The sequence below is a fragment of the Rhizorhapis sp. genome, from assembly GCF_035276005.1.
Taxonomy (GTDB): Bacteria; Pseudomonadota; Alphaproteobacteria; order Sphingomonadales; family Sphingomonadaceae; genus Rhizorhapis.
The window spans coordinates 103,722-120,085 of record NZ_DATEMB010000008.1 but is presented as its reverse complement, the minus strand read 5'-3'; the positions used below and the strand labels follow the sequence as shown (position 1 = coordinate 120,085).

17 protein-coding genes and 1 tRNA gene are annotated in these 16,364 nt (G+C 58.9%); 9 read left to right on the top strand and 9 right to left on the bottom strand.

Annotated features, from left to right (window positions below; genetic code table 11):
* Positions 1-12: 12 nt before the first annotated feature.
* The 3 genes from VJS46_RS03075 to VJS46_RS03065 are packed head-to-tail and all read right to left on the bottom strand — an operon-like array spanning position 13 to position 3,174.
* A complete protein-coding gene (locus tag VJS46_RS03075; protein WP_324057868.1) occupies positions 13-666 on the bottom strand; it encodes a TadE family protein in 654 nt (217 codons plus the stop codon).
* Positions 663-1,259, bottom strand: a complete 597-nt coding sequence (locus VJS46_RS03070) for a TadE/TadG family type IV pilus assembly protein (RefSeq protein ID WP_324057867.1) — start codon at positions 1,257-1,259, stop codon at positions 663-665. The genes VJS46_RS03075 and VJS46_RS03070 overlap by 4 nt, the downstream gene beginning before the upstream one ends.
* Before the next feature lie 4 nt (positions 1,260-1,263).
* Positions 1,264-3,174: a pilus assembly protein gene (locus tag VJS46_RS03065; RefSeq protein ID WP_324057866.1), complete on the bottom strand. Its 1,911-nt coding sequence runs from the start codon at positions 3,172-3,174 to the stop codon at positions 1,264-1,266.
* A gap of 252 nt (positions 3,175-3,426) precedes the next feature.
* On the opposite strand from VJS46_RS03065, the gene VJS46_RS03060 reads away from it, so the two are divergent.
* The gene (locus VJS46_RS03060; RefSeq protein WP_324057865.1) at positions 3,427-3,981 is read left to right on the top strand and encodes a hypothetical protein; all 555 of its coding nucleotides are present in this window, start codon (positions 3,427-3,429) and stop codon (positions 3,979-3,981) included.
* 39 nt (positions 3,982-4,020) lie between these two features.
* Entirely contained in the window at positions 4,021-4,482 is a 462-nt protein-coding gene (locus VJS46_RS03055; protein ID WP_324057906.1) for a hypothetical protein, read from the top strand.
* Between the two features lie 413 nt (positions 4,483-4,895).
* On the opposite strand, the gene VJS46_RS03050 is transcribed toward VJS46_RS03055, so the two are convergent.
* Both VJS46_RS03050 and VJS46_RS03045 read right to left on the bottom strand, forming a co-directional pair.
* On the bottom strand, positions 4,896-5,681 hold the full coding sequence (locus VJS46_RS03050) for a SapC family protein (RefSeq protein ID WP_324057864.1): 786 nt from the start codon (positions 5,679-5,681) through the stop codon (positions 4,896-4,898).
* 39 nt (positions 5,682-5,720) lie between these two features.
* Entirely contained in the window at positions 5,721-7,157 is a 1,437-nt protein-coding gene (locus VJS46_RS03045; protein WP_324057863.1) for an FAD-binding oxidoreductase, read from the bottom strand.
* Positions 7,158-7,291: 134 nt separating this feature from the next.
* On the opposite strand from VJS46_RS03045, the gene VJS46_RS03040 reads away from it, so the two are divergent.
* Both VJS46_RS03040 and VJS46_RS03035 read left to right on the top strand, forming a co-directional pair.
* Positions 7,292-7,705, top strand: coding sequence for a hypothetical protein (locus VJS46_RS03040; RefSeq protein WP_324057862.1), 414 nt, complete (start codon positions 7,292-7,294; stop codon positions 7,703-7,705).
* A 112-nt stretch (positions 7,706-7,817) separates the two neighbouring features.
* A complete protein-coding gene (locus VJS46_RS03035; RefSeq protein ID WP_324057861.1) occupies positions 7,818-9,134 on the top strand; it encodes a DEAD/DEAH box helicase in 1,317 nt (438 codons plus the stop codon).
* A gap of 169 nt (positions 9,135-9,303) precedes the next feature.
* On the opposite strand, the gene VJS46_RS03030 is transcribed toward VJS46_RS03035, so the two are convergent.
* Positions 9,304-10,068: a DUF2171 domain-containing protein gene (locus VJS46_RS03030; protein ID WP_324057860.1), complete on the bottom strand. Its 765-nt coding sequence runs from the start codon at positions 10,066-10,068 to the stop codon at positions 9,304-9,306.
* A gap of 194 nt (positions 10,069-10,262) precedes the next feature.
* Here VJS46_RS03030 and VJS46_RS03025 point away from each other — a divergent pair.
* Positions 10,263-10,338, top strand: a tRNA-Ala gene (locus VJS46_RS03025).
* 194 nt (positions 10,339-10,532) lie between these two features.
* Here the strand turns inward: VJS46_RS03025 and VJS46_RS03020 are convergent.
* Positions 10,533-11,027 (bottom strand): hypothetical protein, encoded by a 495-nt coding sequence (locus tag VJS46_RS03020; RefSeq protein ID WP_324057859.1) that lies wholly within the window; start codon positions 11,025-11,027, stop codon positions 10,533-10,535.
* A gap of 684 nt (positions 11,028-11,711) precedes the next feature.
* Between VJS46_RS03020 and VJS46_RS03015 the strand changes: the two genes are divergently transcribed.
* The 3 genes from VJS46_RS03015 (at position 11,712) to VJS46_RS03005 (ending at position 14,748) form a co-directional block, all read left to right on the top strand.
* A complete protein-coding gene (locus VJS46_RS03015) occupies positions 11,712-12,470 on the top strand; it encodes a Crp/Fnr family transcriptional regulator (RefSeq protein WP_324057858.1) in 759 nt (252 codons plus the stop codon).
* 95 nt (positions 12,471-12,565) lie between these two features.
* On the top strand, positions 12,566-13,243 hold the full coding sequence (locus VJS46_RS03010) for a protein-L-isoaspartate(D-aspartate) O-methyltransferase (RefSeq protein WP_324057857.1): 678 nt from the start codon (positions 12,566-12,568) through the stop codon (positions 13,241-13,243).
* 131 nt (positions 13,244-13,374) lie between these two features.
* Positions 13,375-14,748 (top strand): OprO/OprP family phosphate-selective porin, encoded by a 1,374-nt coding sequence (locus tag VJS46_RS03005; protein ID WP_324057856.1) that lies wholly within the window; start codon positions 13,375-13,377, stop codon positions 14,746-14,748.
* Between the two features lie 112 nt (positions 14,749-14,860).
* Here the strand turns inward: VJS46_RS03005 and VJS46_RS03000 are convergent, their stop codons facing one another.
* Positions 14,861-15,214 (bottom strand): DUF2171 domain-containing protein, encoded by a 354-nt coding sequence (locus VJS46_RS03000; protein WP_324057855.1) that lies wholly within the window; start codon positions 15,212-15,214, stop codon positions 14,861-14,863.
* Positions 15,215-15,350: 136 nt separating this feature from the next.
* Between VJS46_RS03000 and VJS46_RS02995 the strand changes: the two genes are divergently transcribed.
* Positions 15,351-15,617 (top strand): hypothetical protein, encoded by a 267-nt coding sequence (locus tag VJS46_RS02995; RefSeq protein WP_324057854.1) that lies wholly within the window; start codon positions 15,351-15,353, stop codon positions 15,615-15,617.
* Here the strand turns inward: VJS46_RS02995 and VJS46_RS02990 are convergent.
* Complete coding sequence (locus tag VJS46_RS02990; protein ID WP_324057853.1) at positions 15,608-16,138, bottom strand: hypothetical protein; 531 nt, start codon at positions 16,136-16,138, stop codon at positions 15,608-15,610. The two genes, VJS46_RS02995 and VJS46_RS02990, sit on opposite strands and share 10 nt — an antisense overlap.
* Between the last annotated feature and the right edge of the window lie 226 nt (positions 16,139-16,364).

Here is a 16,364-nt window from a genome sequence, read left to right as displayed (position 1 = left end):
TCACTTCGAACCTCAATCGCAGGTGGAAGCCGTGACCCCACTGGTCGTGTAGATTTGCGTCAGGTCGCGATCGTCACGCACATTGAATGCGGCGAACTCGACAAGCTGCTTAGGTCCTGGCACCCATTTGTCGGTGAATAGCGGCTGATAGGTATAGGCTACTTCCACAAACATCACGGCTGTTCCACTCGCTGCGGTGATTTCGCTGCCGCTCTTGCCCATACCGGGAAAGGAGGTGCCGGTCTGTCCGTCACCTTCCTCGCCATAACTGGAGTCATGATCCAGAGCGCCAGTGCAGCGCTGCCATTGAATCCACTGTCCGCCATCGGCATTGCGTGTCAGGCTGGACAGAATGAGACGTCCGTTGGCGGCAAGTTTCAGCGATCCGGATTCCAGGTCGGCACCAGTAAACAGGTCGTTGATGTCGCTTTCATAGATCCTGATGTCCTGCAGCACGCCATTTTCGCCGAGGCGCGAGGCATGGTCCGCCATGTTGAGCGCGATCTGGCTTACCTGCAATTTCACCCAGGCATAGTTGGTGAGCTCTGTTGCGCCCATGCCGAGGAGCGTCAGGATGGGCAGCGAGTAGGCGAATTCGATCATCGCTACGCCGCTTGCATTGCTGAGCAAGGATCTCAGCTTTCGGGGCAGTGATGCGAAGCTCATGTGCAATTCCGTGCACTAGCGGCGCTTTCGTCCTGATCCGCAAAAGGCTGGTTGCGAAGTATGGTTGTTGACGTGAGCGTGACGGTGTCGGAAAGTCCGGCGAGACCTGCCATGGGAAAGAGCCGGGGATAGGTGACTGTCGCGGTGTAGACCACAGCATCCTTGGCGCCGCCCTGTCCGTCGTTGCCGCCATCGGCGTCCCACACATTATTGTTGTTTGCATCATCATAGGGCTCGCCGGCATTGCATGTGCCGTCCCCATTCGTGTCGGTGAAGTCCTCCGGCTCGGACGCTGCCGCTTCGGAGAAATTGCGGAAGCTGTCCCGCTTGAAGCTGACGGTCGCCGTTGGAGCAACTTCATGCACGATCGATTCCACATGGGTATCGAGTGCGGCACCTTGGGCCGAGCCGGTTTCGAGCGATGAGTCGCGCCCAGCCTTATGCATTTCGCCGTTCAGCACAGCACGGGTATAGAGCTGATGGCCTAGGTCCAGCGTCCCCATGAGCAGGACGAAAAGCACGGGCGCAACGAAGGCGAACTCGACCAGTGTGGAACCTGAACGGTCCTTTATGAGCTTGCGGAATTGACTCATGGCATCAGTCCGTTAACCGCAGTTGGGAAATCTGCGCCGCGATTTCTTCGAACGCGTCGTTGAGCTGCGCCGCGTTGTTGGCCTGATAGGCTTTGCCCGTGCTGGCACAGCTCGACAGATTGCTAGTGAGCGTTGTGCCGAACGCCACGACCCATATCGTGATGTTCTTGTTCTTCACGGCCGCGCACAGATAGGCGAGGCGGGTATTGACCACATTCGTTAGGTCTGTCGTAGATGGCGCGCTACTTGCCGATGTTCGACGCCGGTCAACCGTTTCCAGCCCATAGGGTGTGTAGACAGACGTGCTGGGTTCCGTGGCGCCGTCCGTCATGAAGATCAGGTGCCGTGTAATGCTGCCGCCGTTAGGTGCGCTAACATTGTCCGCCCCAAAAATTCCGTCCGGGGAAAGGAGGCGCGCACCCCACAGCATCCCAATGTCGTGGTAGGTGTTGCCGGTCGGAACCAGTGAGTCAAGGTACTCCGTCAGCGTGCTCAGGGTATCGATTTCGGCAAGTCTGCGGGCCGCTGTTGGGCATGGACCCGATGGCGAGTAGTAGTTGGTATCGCTCGTAACTTCGCTGGTGGGCGAACCCCAACTGCCGTACAGATTGTTACCGCTCTTATATACAGATCGTCCAAAGACGAGACCAGGCAAGGCTGGTTTCCACCGTGTGTCGTCATCGTCGGCATCGGGCACCAAATCGATGTTCAGGTCATATAATAGATCGCTGTCCGGAATGGACGTGTAGTTGGTCGTCCGAACCGTCCCGCGTTCCTCAATGCACCCATTCCAAGTGATGGTGAGTGGCTGTGGCTGATAGTCTACCATGTCGTCCACGTTGGCGGTTATTGTTCCGCCCGCCATCGTCCCATCCTCGTTTGAGCCTTTAAGGCCCGATACGTCATAACTATCCCATTTATATTGCCATGTATACTTCGGAACGGTCTTGTCAGTTTTTTGCGATACATAGTTAGTATATTTTACAGTTGTTACTTTGTATTTCCCTTTGCTGGAAGTGCAGCTATTATCATTTCCGTTCGTTGTTCTTGTTGTAACAGTGGTCGTTGTAACGGCGCCGTCGTCTCCTGTGGACGTGCTGACGGAGATATTGTCACTATACGTCATAGTGTCGGCCGGGCAGCTGCTTTGATTGTTGGAGGTCGAGCTTGTGTAGCTACCGGAAATATAAGTCCAACTGCCTGTGATGGTGGAATAGTTGCCAGTAAAACTCGCTTCGCGAGTCTGATAGAAGGCGTCATCCACCATCCAATCGCGTTGCAAAAGGGAGCCGACATTTACGTTTACAGAATAGGGCACAAAGCCATAGCGAACGCGCGTATTGGCGCCTTTCGCGGCTTCCAGCGATGTGTAAAAGCTCTCTACCGCGTTTCTGAGCGCCTCAATGCGGCTAACGGTATCCCCGGAATTGGTGGACGCCATCGACCCCGTAGTATCGAGCACGAACATCACGTCGGTATTCGGAATCTTCATTTCTGCGGTGCATGTGACCGCGATATTGATGGCCTCGTTGCCAAATATCTGCATGACCGTGGTGGGCACCGTGAGGCTAGCCGTGCCGGTGACGGTGTTGTCATCCTCGGTGAAGTTGCGCACCAGGTCGGAGGTGCCGTAGCTTCCGGCTTCAAAATTGGTGTCAAAGAAATTTCTGGCAGTGTCCTGCGCCTCTTCGTCCCAATCGCCGTCCGACATGGCCCTTCGGCCAGCCAGCGCTCCAGCATCGCATGCCTGTTGCAATCTGGATTTGGAGAGATACGCGCGGCTCATGTCGACGCCGCCACCGATCAGTCCGAGCAACGGTATGATGGACGCCGCCACAATCGCCAGTGTATTACCCGCTTCATCCTTCCGAAGACGCGCGAGAAGACCCTTTGAATCCCCACTTTGCATTGCCATACAAAGCCCCCAATTTCATATGCGTTTTGGCGCATATTGCTCCGTCCCAACGGAACCCCGCGACATCCATTAGCAAAGGAAGGGTTAGTTTAAGGTTAATTCCATTACCTTAGGCATATAACCTTTGTTTTTTGAATAATTCCAGGCTTTCTGATCTTCATGACTATTTCCCAACTTCATCTCCTCACCACCGCCTACGCACCTAAATCTCTACGGAAAGGTCTGGATTCCGTCTGGGAATTCGACGCGCGGATGGCAGATATTGTTCGCTCGACAAGTGAGCCCATGATCGGGCGTATGCGGCTCACCTGGTGGTATGAGGCGCTCCGGGAAGGGCAGGGGGCGGGGGAGCCGCTTTTGGAATTGCTGAGGCAGCATGCGATAGGTTCTGCCGGAGTGGAAGGACTGCTCTCGGCCATCGACGGGTGGGAGGAGTTGCTGGAACCGCTGCCGCTGTCGGACAGCCAGCTCATTGCCTTTGCCGAACATAGGGGCGGAGGGATTTTTCGTCAGATTGGCAGGCTGGCCGCCGATTGTCCCCCATGGTTGGCGCAGGCCGGCATGGGCTGGGCGCTTTGGGATTTGTCCGGGCATGTCAGTGACGCTGGCACCGCGGCGCGCGCGGTTGCGCTTTCGCGGGAGTTTCTGGCGGATGTTCCGGAGAAAGGCTGGCCCCGCGTGCTGGCTTCCCTCCGCATTCTTGCAGGCCTCGCGCGCCGGGACGTCTTCAGGGGCGTTAATGCTCCGGCTTCCATCGACCCTCGCCAGTATCTGCGGCTCTTGTGGCTGGGCCTGAAAGGTGGCTAAACGTCTGAAAAGGCGGGCACGTCGGGGGGAAGTATGACGATAAAGCGAGTTGTTGCGGGCGCTGCTGCCGCGCTGCTGTTCACGGGCGCGGGCATTTTCTGGTGGCAGAGCCGGGCACAGGGCGATGAAGTTCCCGTTGTTGCATCTCCGCCACCAGCCGCGCCGATTGACGAACTGCCGGTGGGCGACTCAGGGCTGAAAGGCGCTCCCCCGCCCATGCCTCCTAGCGCGCTGCCGCAGACCCGCGAGCAAAAACGTTTCGCCCGCTATGACCGGAACCGCGATGGCATCATCACCCGCACCGAGATGCTCTCCACCCGGACCAAGGCATTTCAAAAGCTGGATACGGACGGCAACAACCTGCTTTCCTTTGAGGAATGGGCGGTAAAGACGTCCGATCGCTTTGGAGAGGCGGACATTGAGGATGATGGCCGCCTGACCCCCGCCGAATTTGCTACGACTGCGCCGAAGAAGGCCGCCAAGGCGAGGTGTGATTGTTGAGGGTCATGGGGGTTCGGAGCGGACGTTGAGCTCTCTCTCTGTCCTTCAGGGAAGAGGGCAAAAAAGATCCTTTTTCGTCGTCCCTGCGCAGACAGGGACCCCGCTTCTCTCAGACAGGATTGAAGAACAGCGGGGCCCCCTGCCTTCGCAGGGGCGACTCCCGGATTTCTTTCAACGGCAGCCAAGGTCCAGAAACCCCACATAAAAAACCACCCCATGCAAGCATGGGGTGGCCAAGGTTCAGGGAGGAGACGCCTCCAAAGGGGGAGACGCCCATGCGGTTACTCGAAAGGGGGGCGAGTGAACCGCATGTCTATAAACTAAGATACAGCCCTTTGGGTTTCAAGCTCCCAAAGGGATATTTGAGAAAAAAATCGTACTGGGCAGTATGAACTATGTTAATCGGCAGTTCATCAAGCCTCGGATGCCTGAGGCGTTGGGACATTGGGGACCTTGCCCTGCTGAATTTGCTGCGCAAACAGGTCGCGCATCAGTTGTAACGAAAACAGATGGGCATGGATCAGCGGCAGCATACCGTTCTGGTTGATCTTGCGGAGTTGGTCACCGCGCATGTCGCGCAGCTTTTCCTCATTCACCATCTGGAACCCGCGATAGACAAAGGGCTGGTCATTGCCAGGCATCTGGATCGCGACCTCTCCGTCCATCAGCAGCTCATAGGATTTCAGCTCCTCCACAAACTGGGCGGTGCGCTGGGCTGCCTGCTCGAACTGTTCGCAAAAGCCGAGGATGTTCTGCGTGACGTCGGAAGGCTGCGCTTCGCTGAACAGCTCGTCCCCCTCTTCGAAGGCGCCGACGACATCTGACGTGGGGTCAAAGCAGAGCGACAGCTCGTCCGTGTCGGGCCGCAATTTTGCCAGCATGAAGGGATAGCGGCGGACATAGGCGGGAACATAGGCCGGGCCGCGCAACTTGCCTTCCTCATCCATGAAAGTGTTGACACCCTCGTTCAGGCCCATCAGCGCCAGCGGAACCGGATTGGGGCCGGAGGAAAAGATGATGGGCAGGAAACGTTGCGCCTGCACGAATTCGTCGATGGTAAGCGGTACGGCGTGCTGCCTGGCCAGATGCGGAGCCGATTCGACCTGGCGGATGCGCCAATTGCCATGTTCGTTGCTGTTGAGCGGCACGAGGTCGTTGTAGAAGACCGGCAGGTTCTGTGCATTTGGCGCACTGGCCATGATAATTCTCCTAATGGTGCGCTGAGCGCACTAGTTGGCCTAGCCTTCGGAGGCAAGGGGAACGAGTTTTCCGGGGTTCATGATCCCCTTGGGATCGAAGGCCGACTTGATGGCGCGCAGAGCATGGATTTGGGCCGGCGTGGCAAGCCGGCCAAGTTCCGCCCGCTTCATCTGGCCAATGCCATGCTCGGCGGATATCGATCCCCCGGCCGCGACGACCTGGTCATGAACGAAGGCGCTGATGATGGGGCCGCTTTCGGCGATCCAGGGTGGCCCCTGGGTTCCCTTGGGCGCGCGAACATGGAAATGCACATTGCCGTCGCCCAGATGGCCGAAGCTGCTCGTGCTCGTGCCGGGGAAAGCCAGTTCCGCGGCTTTGCCGGCCTCGATCATGAAAGTCGGCATGGAGGCGACGGGCACGCTGATGTCGAACTGCAGGGCAGGGCCGAGCGAGCGTTCCGCCTGCGACAGCGATTCCCGGATGCGCCAGAATTGTTCGGCCTGCGCCTCATTGGCGGCAATCGCGGCGTCCGTGATGACGCCCTGTTCGAAGGCGGAGGCCAGCGCCGTCTCAAGCCTTTCATGGGCGCTTGGCCCTTCAATCGAGTCGAGGTCGACCTCGATCAATACATACCAGGGCGCGCGGGTTTCAGTGGGGCAGCGGCTCCCCGGGACGAGGTTCAGAACCGCGTCCAGCGTTTCATCTTCAAGGACTTCAAAGCCCTCTACCACATTTCCGATCGTCTGCTCCGCCAGGCGGAGAAGGGCGAGCGCGTCTCGAGGCGAGCGGACGCAGGCCCAGCCCACCGCCCGGTCGGCGATGGCCGGCACCAGGCGTAGGCTGGCCGCAGTGACCACCCCGATCGTTCCTTCTGCGCCGATCAGTATCTGTTTGAGGTCATAGCCGCGATTGTCCTTCTTCAGGGCCTCAAGGCCATGATGGATGCTGCCGTCGGGAAGCACCGCTTCCAGTCCTTCGACCAGGGCGCGCATCGTACCATGACGCAGGACCTGGGTTCCGCCCGCATTGGTGGAGACAAGGCCGCCAATGGTTGCCGAGCCCTTTGCTCCCAGGCTCAGCGGAAAACGGCGATCAAGGGCCTCGGCGGCCTCATGCAGGTTGGAAAGGATGACGCCCGCTTCGCAAACGGCCAGATTATCTTGCGCCGAGATGGACCGGATCCGGTTCATGCGCCGCAAGGACAGGATGAGCGCGCTGCCGTCCGGGGGAGGGGTCGCGCCGCCCACCATGGATGTATTGCCGCCCTGCGGCACCAGCGGCACGCCTTTATCGGCCGCCAGAGCGACGACCGCCGCTACCTCTTCCGTTGTGGCCGGAGCCAATATGGCGCGCGCCGTCCCATGATAGCGTCCGCGCCAGTCATGGACCCAAGGATCGATCGCCTCTGGATCTTCGATAAAGCCCTTCTCGCCCAATATCGAGCGGAACGCGGCCAGGCAGTCGTCATTGATCATGGGCCCTATATGCGCGAGCGGGCATGACAATTCCAGTTGATCCCACCAGATTAATCGGCTGTTCAATCGGACGGACGTAGGGCTGTTGCTTTGAAAAGGGGATTCGTTTGCCGTCCGTGGCTTTTCTATTCTTGATGCTGGCATCCGGCCCAGCGGACGGGGCCTATGCCCTGGCGGGGCAGGAATATGCACAACTGACGACAAGGCGCCGCATCATCATTCGCGTGCCCGCCCTCGTCACCCGGCGCGCAGGACCTCCGCCCCAACAGGAAATCCAGTGGAAGGAGAAGAAGGCTGGCCGCTGTTTGCCCATAAAGAGCATCGCGGGGGCGGCCATAAGGGAAGAGGACGGCGTCGACCTGATCCTCAATGACCAGCGGCGCTTCAGGGCCAAGCTCGATAGCTGCCAGTCGGCCGACTTCTATCAGGGTTTCTATGTGGAGCCGACGGCCGACGATCTTCTCTGTGCCGACCGGGACATGATCCACGCCCGCAGTGGGGCGATGTGCGAGATTGAGGCATTCCGGCAGTTGATTGTGAAGAAGTAGAAGTTTGCCGTTCGCGCGCCCTCTCCGGTAATTCTTGACATTTTTGCCAATGTTGCGCATGGCGCCGGCAGCGCGGTGCGCATGGCGCGTGCCCTCATTTTCCGGACAGACTATGGAATTTGCCGATCTCGGCCTTTCAGAAGAATTGCTCAAGGCGGTGAACGAGGCCGGCTATAATGAGCCGACCCCTATTCAGGCGCAGGCCATACCGCCGGTGCTGATGATGAAGGACCTCATTGGCATTGCCCAGACCGGAACGGGAAAGACGGCAAGTTTCGTCCTGCCGATGATCGACATTCTGGCCCATGGGCGCAGCCGTGCCCGGATGCCCCGGTCGTTGATCCTTGAACCCACCCGCGAGCTGGCTGCACAGGTTGCGGAGAATTTCGAGAAGTACGGCAAATATCACAAGCTCTCCATGGCCTTGCTCATTGGCGGCGTTTCGATGGGGGACCAGGTGAAGGCGCTCGAAAAGGGCGTGGACGTGCTGATCGCCACCCCGGGGCGGCTGATGGATCTGTTCGGGCGCGGCAATATCCTGCTCACCGGATGCAATCTGCTGGTGATCGATGAAGCCGACCGCATGCTGGACATGGGCTTCATTCCGGATATCGAGGAAATCTGCACCAAGCTGCCCGCCACGCGGCAGACGCTGCTTTTTTCGGCGACCATGCCGCCTCCGATCAAGAAGCTGTCCGACAAGTTCCTCAGCAACCCCAAACATATAGAGGTTGCCCGCCCGGCCACCACCAATTCCGCTATCAAGCAATGGCTGGTGCCTGCCGAAGTCCGGACCAAAAGGGAAATTCTGCGCAACCTGCTGCAGAATGAGGATGTCAACACGGCGATCATCTTCTGCAACCGCAAGACGGCGGTACGGGAACTGGCGAAAAGCCTGCAGCGGCATGGTTATGCCGCTGGCGAAATCCATGGCGACATGGAGCAGTCCGCGCGCATCGCGGAGCTGGACCGCTTCAAGAAGGGCGATATCAATATTCTGGTGGCGTCCGACGTTGCGGCCCGGGGGCTGGACGTCAAGGGGGTCAGTCATGTTTTCAACTTTGATGCTCCCTGGCATCCGGACGATTATGTCCATCGCATCGGCCGCACGGGACGGGCAGGGGCAACCGGCACCGCCTATACCTTCGTCACGAAGGACGATGGAGAGGCAATCGCCAATATCGAGAAGCTGACCGGACAAAAGATCGAACGCGTGGCGGGCATCGAACCGCCCCCTGCCGAGGAGAAACCGGCGCGCCCCAGGCAGGACCGGGAAAAGAAACCTGCTCGGGCAGAAGAGAAGGCGGCGGGCAATTCAGGCAAGCAACGCCCCCCACGCCGCAAGGAAGAGGATGACGGCCCGGATGAGGGCTGGAACGGGCCGGTTCCCAATTTCCTTTCCTATGGCTTCGGTGTGGCTGGCGCTTAGGGTACATCTCGGCCGGTTTGAAGCATTCACCCATTCCCGTTCATGTCGAGCGAAGTCGAGACAGGTCGCGCCGGCGTACTTCGACGGCGCAGTCGAGGGGCTCCCATCGAACGGAGGAGTGATCGCAATATCGGCTTCGCTTTCTCCTGCGGAGAAGAATTGCGCGCTTTCAACCTTGCTCGCTTCTCCACTCCGCCTGCGCCTGGGCCGCCGGAATGGACAGGATCAGCTTGTCCTCCACCCGTTCAATCCAGCGTGAAGGGATGCTGTGATGCACGCCGCCCGCGCCGGGATCAGTCCGGGTGAGCATGATCGCGTCGCCGCGCACGCAATCTACAGTGCCGACATGGGCGCCGTCACTTCCGACGACCTCCATATGCTCGCTGACCTGATCCAGACATGCCTGCTGGGTCGAGCGCTTTTCGCGCCATCCGTCGAAGCTTTCGTCGAACTGCTGCTGTTTTTCCTGGCGATATTCCTGATATTCCCGGTCCATCGCCGCCATCTGCCGTTCCCGCCAGACCTGATATTCCAGGTCGAATTCCCGGTCATGTTCGATAAAGGGCCGGGACGGCCTGCTGGAGATCGCGCCGGTTTGAGGATAGGTCATCGGACCATAGCCTCTTGGCCCGCCAGATCCTCCGGATGAGGCAAAGCCCACCCGATAGGTTTCCATATAGCTATGGTGCATCTGCTCGTCATATTGCCGCCGCCGCTCGGCCTCTTCATCGCCGAACCAGCTTCGCACCTCATCGCCGATCCGGTCGAAGAAGCTGCGGGTTTCCAGGTCATAGCCAGGAGGCGGGGTTTCGAAATCCCCCAGCGAACGCATGGGAGGCGGGGTGGCTTGCCTTGGCATGCCGCCGGGAACATCTCCCCGCAAATCCCGCCTGCGGCGCAGATGGCGCCGGCTTTCCACATCCATTTGGCCCATCTTTCTCTCCTTTCCTTTGCTGATCTTCTCGACGCAATCCATGCGGAAAAGGTCTGACATCCTGTGCTGGTAGAACGGAAAAGCGGCGGGGGTTGTTCCACCTCCGATAGCGTTCAACTGCAGGGCGGGAGAGGGGAGAGCAAAGCAAAAATCCATTGCAACCGAAGCTCCTCCATGCTTATAGAGCCGCCACCGGGGCCGTAGCTCAGTTGGGAGAGCGCATCGTTCGCAATGATGAGGTCAGGGGTTCGATTCCCCTCGGCTCCACCAGTTTTCCGGGCCCTTATTCGCCCGCTTCCTGAATTGCCGCAAAAAAATCCACCACTCCCTAAGGGGGAAGGGAGCGGTGGGAGGGGCCTTTGCCGCATGTCAGCCCATCGGAACGGAGGCATTGTTCCAGATGAAGCCTTCAATCCGGGTCGCAATGGATTGTCGGCCCTTAGCTGACGGCGGCGTTCAGGGTCTCAATGTAGGTTTCCAGACGGCGAGCTAGTATGCCGGCCCGGGTTTGATTCCTTTTTCGGATAGGAAATCTCGCCTTTGGCCGCAGTGATCAGAAATGACTCCATCATTTCGCTCGCCGTGCTGGACAATGCGGCATTAAGCTCCGTCATCTGGGAACCGAGGCTTTCCATCAGCGAGGAGCCGGCGGCAAAACGCTGGTCAGTTGCCGGTGGGACCAACGCATCGCGGGACAATTCGCTACTCAGCGAGATCGCCTGCCAACATAGTTCCGCAGCCGAAGCAGCCAGAACGAAATAGGCCTGGACCGCGGTTGCGGCAGCTCTTGCCGTCCTTTCGCTGCCCTCCCGCATGATGGCGGTTCTTTCGCCCAGCGACTTCATATTGCGCTGAAGCTGCGTATTGGCGCTGGCCACCCCCTCCCGGTAGATGTCCATCAGTGGGGCCGCGATGGATGCGCCATTGGCATTGCTGCTGGTTTGAGCCTGTTCACGCATGCTTTCTGTCCTGTTTCGATCTGCTCCTGGGGGCAGAAACCCGATCGGTGAGTTGCCTCAGCCGAATATCCGGGCCGAACGCTGCCTCGGCGGCGCATAGCAGGGACAGCGGATACCGCTTGTCCTTCTCATGTGAGGAAGAATCCATGGACAATCCTCCTATGAATGAAGCTGGAAACTGAAAAGGAACTCAATTGTTCGCAAGTGAGCCTTGCGTCAGGCGTCAAGGGTTTCCCAGAATCGTTCCACCATCTGCTTGGTTTCCTGTGGTGAAAGCCTGCGCTCTGAATGGGACTCCCCACTTAGCGCCCAACTGGGGTGGGGCAGAGGAGGAACGGTTTGTTTTAGTTGTGGGACAGTGCCGTTTCTTTGGTACCTGGCCATTCGTCATCCTCTCTTTTTTATGATAAATACTAGAGGCGACCCTAAACATTTATCTTGTCGTCACGGTGCCGGTTTGGATGGCCCGTGCTGCTTGCGAGGATGTTTGCTTATAAACAACGCAGTTCAGGATTCGCAATCCCTTTCTCTGTACGGAGGCATACAAAGGTAGCCTGACGTAGGGGAAATAAGGAATGCAAAACATATTGCCTTCCTGAGACAATAGTCTCCTCAGCAACAAGCGGGTCCGGGCAGTCCACCGATAATCGGCTGGAAGGGCGGACCAAAGCAAGGGAGGCGGGAATGCGCGATGTATCAGTCGACCTGTCTTTGACGCGTAACTTGTTGTTGCGCGGGCTTTCGTCAGCCGACCAGGCGGCGTTACGAGCCTTTCTGGTACGTTTTGATCTGGCGCCCCGGATGGTCCTCGAAAGTGCCAATGAACCTGTCTCGACGGTTCATTTTGTGGAATCCGGTTTCATCTCCGTAATGGCCAATACCACGCTCAACCGCCAGGTGGAGGTCGGCATCATCGGCCGCGAGGGGATGTCGGGCATTCCTTTGATTCTGGGCAGCGACCGGTCGCCGAACAAGACCATCGTGCAGGGTGCCGGTACATCGCTTGCCATCGGGAGCGGGGAACTGGTGCGCTTGATGAATGCGCGTCCGACCCTGCACCACCGTTTCGACCTGTTCGTTCAGAGCTTCATGGTGCAGATCACACAAACCACGCTCGCCAACAGCAAGGCGAATGTCGAACAGCGCCTGGCGCGATGGCTGCTGATGGCGCGCGACAGGACGGATGGCGATGCCATACCGCTGACGCATGAGTTTCTGAGCATCATGATAGGCGTGAGGCGGGCGGCCGTTACCATCGCGCTGCACAATCTTGAGGCGGAGCAGTTTATCCGGGCCTCGCGGGGCGTGGTCACCATTCGCGACCATGAGGCGCTGAGGCGCTTCGCTGACGGCCTCTATGGGATAGCCGAGCAGGAATATGACCGGCTGCTAGAAGCGTCATTCTCACATGATCGGAGTTTCGCGGCTGCCGCTCAGGGATGAACGGCGGCCTCAAGCTTTTTTGATCGGGAGATGATATGTTTCGTCCCCGCTGCGTTCTTCCAGAAGCGGAAGGCACGGGTACAGGACGCGCAGCCATGAAACCTCTGACCGAAAAGCATCTCACCATATTCCGGCGGCACATGGTGGAGGTGATCGACGTCAACTTTGACGTTCTGGGCGAGGAAATCGGCAGCGACCTTCTGGATTCAAGGGTTCGGGCGGCTTTTCTGAAAGTGCCGCGTCACCTGTTCGTACCCCATCAGTTTGCAGCGATGGCCTATCAGGATACGCCATTGCCGATTGGCTTCGACAAGACGATCTCGCAGCCCTTCATCGCCGCCCTCATGATCCATCTGTTGTCGGTTTCTCCTGGTCTGAAGCTGCTCGAAGTGGGGACGGGCCTTGGCTATCAGGCGGCGGTCCTGGCGGAGATGGGCGCGCGGCTATGGAGCGTAGAGATCGTCGAGGAATTTGCTGAACAGGCCCATGTCCGGCTGGGGCTGGCTGGATATGAGGGCATAGAGATCCGCGTCGGCGACGGATCGCGCGGCTGGCCGGAACATGCTCCATTTGACCGCATCCTCGTCACTGCAGCAGCCGAGGAGCCTCCAGAAGCCTTGGTGGATCAATTGGCGCCGGGCGGGCGGCTGGTCATGCCGCTGGGGGGCAAGGACAGCCAGAAGCTCACCGTCTTGACGAAGAATCCCACCGGGGCGGTGGAGACGGAGCCGATCATGGCGGTCCGGTTCACTCAGTTGGAAATGGCCACATGACGTAGCGGCATGCGGTGTCACGGAGCGGTCACAAGCGAAATAAATCTGTCATAAAAATTCCGCTGAACCGTAATAATGGTCCCCTAGAGGGACGGCCGGGTTCAAGGTCCGTTTTCAAAAGGGGATTACCGATGAGGATGAAATTGGTTGCGCGACTTGCGGTCGCCTGCTCTTTGCTTGCGCTGGCGCCCGGCATGGCACAGGCTCAGGCGCTCTCCGCGGAGGAAGCTGCCACTCTGCGCGCTGAAGTTGCAGCCCTGAAAGCGCAGTTGAGCGCGATGGAATCGCGCCTCAACAATATCAGCGCTCAAACCGAGGCCAACAGCACCGCCATTGCAACCGCGCCCAAGCCCGCACCTGCGCCGGAGCCGGAAACCACGGTCAAGTGGAAGGGCGCACCCGAACTCAGCACCAAGAGCGGCTGGTCGTTCAAGGTTCGCGGCCGTATGCAGTTTGACGCGGGCCATGTCGACGCACCGTCGTCCATCGATGAGGATGGACTTGGCTTCTCCAGCGAATTGCGCCGCGCATATGTCGGTGTTCAGGGCACGATGCCAGGCGGCTTTGGCTATAAGGCCGAAGTCGACCTCGCTGATAATGAGGTGGAATGGACCGACATTTACCTGACCTATGATCATGACGGAAAGAATGTGACCGTCGGTCAACATTATCCTTTCCTGTCCCTGGAGCAGATGACAAGCGATCTGTTCACCAGCTTTACAGAACGCGCGGCCTTTACAGGCGCCTTCAACTTTGAGCGGCGGGTGGGTCTGTCGGGTGGATATGCCAAGGGCGACCTGATGGTGAATGCCGGCGTGTTCACGGACAATGTCGCTGATCTGACCGACGACGGAAACAAATCCTACAGCGTCGATGGCCGCCTGGTCTGGATGCCCAAATTGGGCGATGCGCAATTGCACCTTGGCGCCTCGGCCCATTGGCGAGACCTCAACAGCAGCCTGGCCGATGCCGGCAGCCGCTATCGCGTTCGTCCCTTCGTTCATAGCACCGATGTTCGTTTCATCGACACAGGAACCCTGAACGTGTCGAAGGAGGCCAATTACGGTCTGGAGGCCGCAATTGTCTCGGGCCGCCTGCATGCGGCGGCCGAAGGGAACTGGCTGCGCGCCAGCCGCCCGGGACTTTCTGACCCGACTTTCTTCGGCGGTTATGCAGAAGTTGGCTATTTCCTGACCGGCGGCGATACACGCGGTTACAAGGCGGGCGCTTTCGACCGGATCAAGCCGTCCAACCCGGTCGGAAAGGGTGGCATCGGAGCGATCCAGCTTAACCTTCGCTATGACTATCTTGACCTGGTGGATGCGGGCATCATCGGCGGCAAACAGAATGGCTATGCTGCTTCATTGATCTGGGTGCCGATCGATTACCTCAAGTTCATGATCAACTATGGTCATATGGAATATGATCAGGCCCGAGTGACCGCCGGAGGAGATGACAGCTATAGCGCCGACGTCATCGGCGCTCGCGCACAACTCGACTTCTGATCCCAATATGGCACCTGTCCTGAGCTTGTCCAAGGGACCTTCTCTTCAACGGGAAAGGACCTGGGCAAGTTCGGGGCAAACCGATCTGGTTCGGCGGAGTTTCCTTTAGCCGTCAACCCAAAAGCGCCAGGATCACGAGCAGCACCACGCCCAGCAGCGCCAGAAAGATCAGCCAGGTGACCGGGCTGGTGCGCTGCGGGCGGTCGCGCCCGGTCTCGGGGGACGGCTTGTCGCTCTTCCTGAACTGCATCGCCTGCCAGCCCGCCGCGGCCTCCGCTCCCGTCCGGTTGAGGTGAACGCGATCATCTATATCCGCGATCCAGAGTTCAGGCAGCGGAACCGTGTTGCCGTTGCCGCCGGACCTTCGGAGGATGAACCCATCAGGTGCCTCATCTTCTATGGTCCCGAGGAATTCTCCATCGGAGGTGAGAACCTGCATGCCCTGGGCCGTTCCGCGTTTCAGCACAATACTCTCCGTCCGTTGTGCCCCCGCTTGCCAAGCCTACCCGCGCCATTTTTTAAGCGTCCTGGCGGCGATTGAATAAACTCTTTAACGATTTCCGCGTTCCGATACTGCCCCGCGTTAAGGAAAGGCAGATTCAATGGACGGGTTTTTCGGCTGGTATGCCAGCCTTACGGGCATGCTCGCCGCCATCGTGATTGCATCAAATCTCGGCCGAAGGATCACAGGCTGGGCCTTCGTCCTCTTTGCCACCAGTTCCGTCGCCTGGATCATCGCAGGGATGCGGGACGGAGAGGACGCTTTGCTGTGGCAGAATATAGTGCTGCTGCTCACCAATCTGTTCGGGGTTTATCGCTGGCTGATCCTGAAGGAACGTCCGAAAATGCCGGTCCGGGCTCAGGGATAGCCCTGGATTTCCTCCATTCTGACAAGGCCGTCCCGTTGAATGATCGCCACCGTCCCCTGTGTGGCAGGATCGGCTGGCAGCGGCGTCCCATCGGCATGCGGCACCGGCGGATGTTGGTCCTCAAGTGCCTCTCCGCTCGCTTCTCCGCTCAAGGCATCAGGGTTGGCCGAGGTGTCGTAATAGGGATCCTCATATGCTGGCGGTTCGTCATAAACCGCATGGAAGGGCTCGCCCCATAGCCTTTCCCGGATGCTGGGCCCACAGCCACGGCAGCGGATCTGGTCCGCCGGAATGCCGCCGCCCTCCACTGCTCCCGCAGGCAAGTCTGCCTCTGCGGCATAGGGATTGCCGACAAGCTCTATAACGGGGCGAACATTGTCCATGAGCCGGTCATGCAGATTGCCGCCAGTGGTATAGGCGGCAAGGCCCAATCCTCCGGTAGCGCCCGTAAGGACGGCCACGCCCATAAGCGTCTGGACCGACGCGCCCCGTAAAAGGTCGAGTGCGCGTATCGTAGTCATGTCGAACCAACGCCTCCCCGTCAGCCGGGTTCCTTTGGCGCAGGGGAGAGAGGGGAGGAAGAGGGGGCTAGCAGACTCGGTTTACCTGCCCATTTTTCGTCATTCCCGCGAAGGCGGGCATCTAACGCTCGCCATAAATCAGACGGATAGCTCTGGATGTGGATTCCCGCCCGCGCTGGAAGACGCAAGAAGAAGAAAGCCTGCTCAGGAAGCGAACGTCTTCACG

Excerpts from the sequence above, each read along its gene's own strand:
- VJS46_RS03075 (WP_324057868.1), bottom strand. The coding sequence starts at position 666 with ATGAGCTTCGCATCACTGCCCCGAAAGCTGAGATCCTTGCTCAGCAAT.
- VJS46_RS03070 (WP_324057867.1), bottom strand. The coding sequence starts at position 1,259 with ATGAGTCAATTCCGCAAGCTCATAAAGGACCGTTCAGGTTCCACACTG.
- VJS46_RS03065 (WP_324057866.1), bottom strand. The coding sequence starts at position 3,174 with ATGGCAATGCAAAGTGGGGATTCAAAGGGTCTTCTCGCGCGTCTTCGG.
- VJS46_RS03060 (WP_324057865.1), top strand. The coding sequence starts at position 3,427 with ATGGCAGATATTGTTCGCTCGACAAGTGAGCCCATGATCGGGCGTATG.
- VJS46_RS03050 (WP_324057864.1), bottom strand. The coding sequence starts at position 5,681 with ATGGCCAGTGCGCCAAATGCACAGAACCTGCCGGTCTTCTACAACGAC.
- VJS46_RS03045 (WP_324057863.1), bottom strand. The coding sequence starts at position 7,157 with ATGATCAATGACGACTGCCTGGCCGCGTTCCGCTCGATATTGGGCGAG.
- VJS46_RS03040 (WP_324057862.1), top strand. The coding sequence starts at position 7,292 with ATGCTGGCATCCGGCCCAGCGGACGGGGCCTATGCCCTGGCGGGGCAG.
- VJS46_RS03035 (WP_324057861.1), top strand. The coding sequence starts at position 7,818 with ATGGAATTTGCCGATCTCGGCCTTTCAGAAGAATTGCTCAAGGCGGTG.
- VJS46_RS03030 (WP_324057860.1), bottom strand. The coding sequence starts at position 10,068 with ATGGGCCAAATGGATGTGGAAAGCCGGCGCCATCTGCGCCGCAGGCGG.
- VJS46_RS03020 (WP_324057859.1), bottom strand. The coding sequence starts at position 11,027 with ATGCGTGAACAGGCTCAAACCAGCAGCAATGCCAATGGCGCATCCATC.
- VJS46_RS03015 (WP_324057858.1), top strand. The coding sequence starts at position 11,712 with ATGCGCGATGTATCAGTCGACCTGTCTTTGACGCGTAACTTGTTGTTG.
- VJS46_RS03010 (WP_324057857.1), top strand. The coding sequence starts at position 12,566 with ATGAAACCTCTGACCGAAAAGCATCTCACCATATTCCGGCGGCACATG.
- VJS46_RS03005 (WP_324057856.1), top strand. The coding sequence starts at position 13,375 with ATGAGGATGAAATTGGTTGCGCGACTTGCGGTCGCCTGCTCTTTGCTT.
- VJS46_RS02995 (WP_324057854.1), top strand. The coding sequence starts at position 15,351 with ATGGACGGGTTTTTCGGCTGGTATGCCAGCCTTACGGGCATGCTCGCC.
- VJS46_RS02990 (WP_324057853.1), bottom strand. The coding sequence starts at position 16,138 with ATGACTACGATACGCGCACTCGACCTTTTACGGGGCGCGTCGGTCCAG.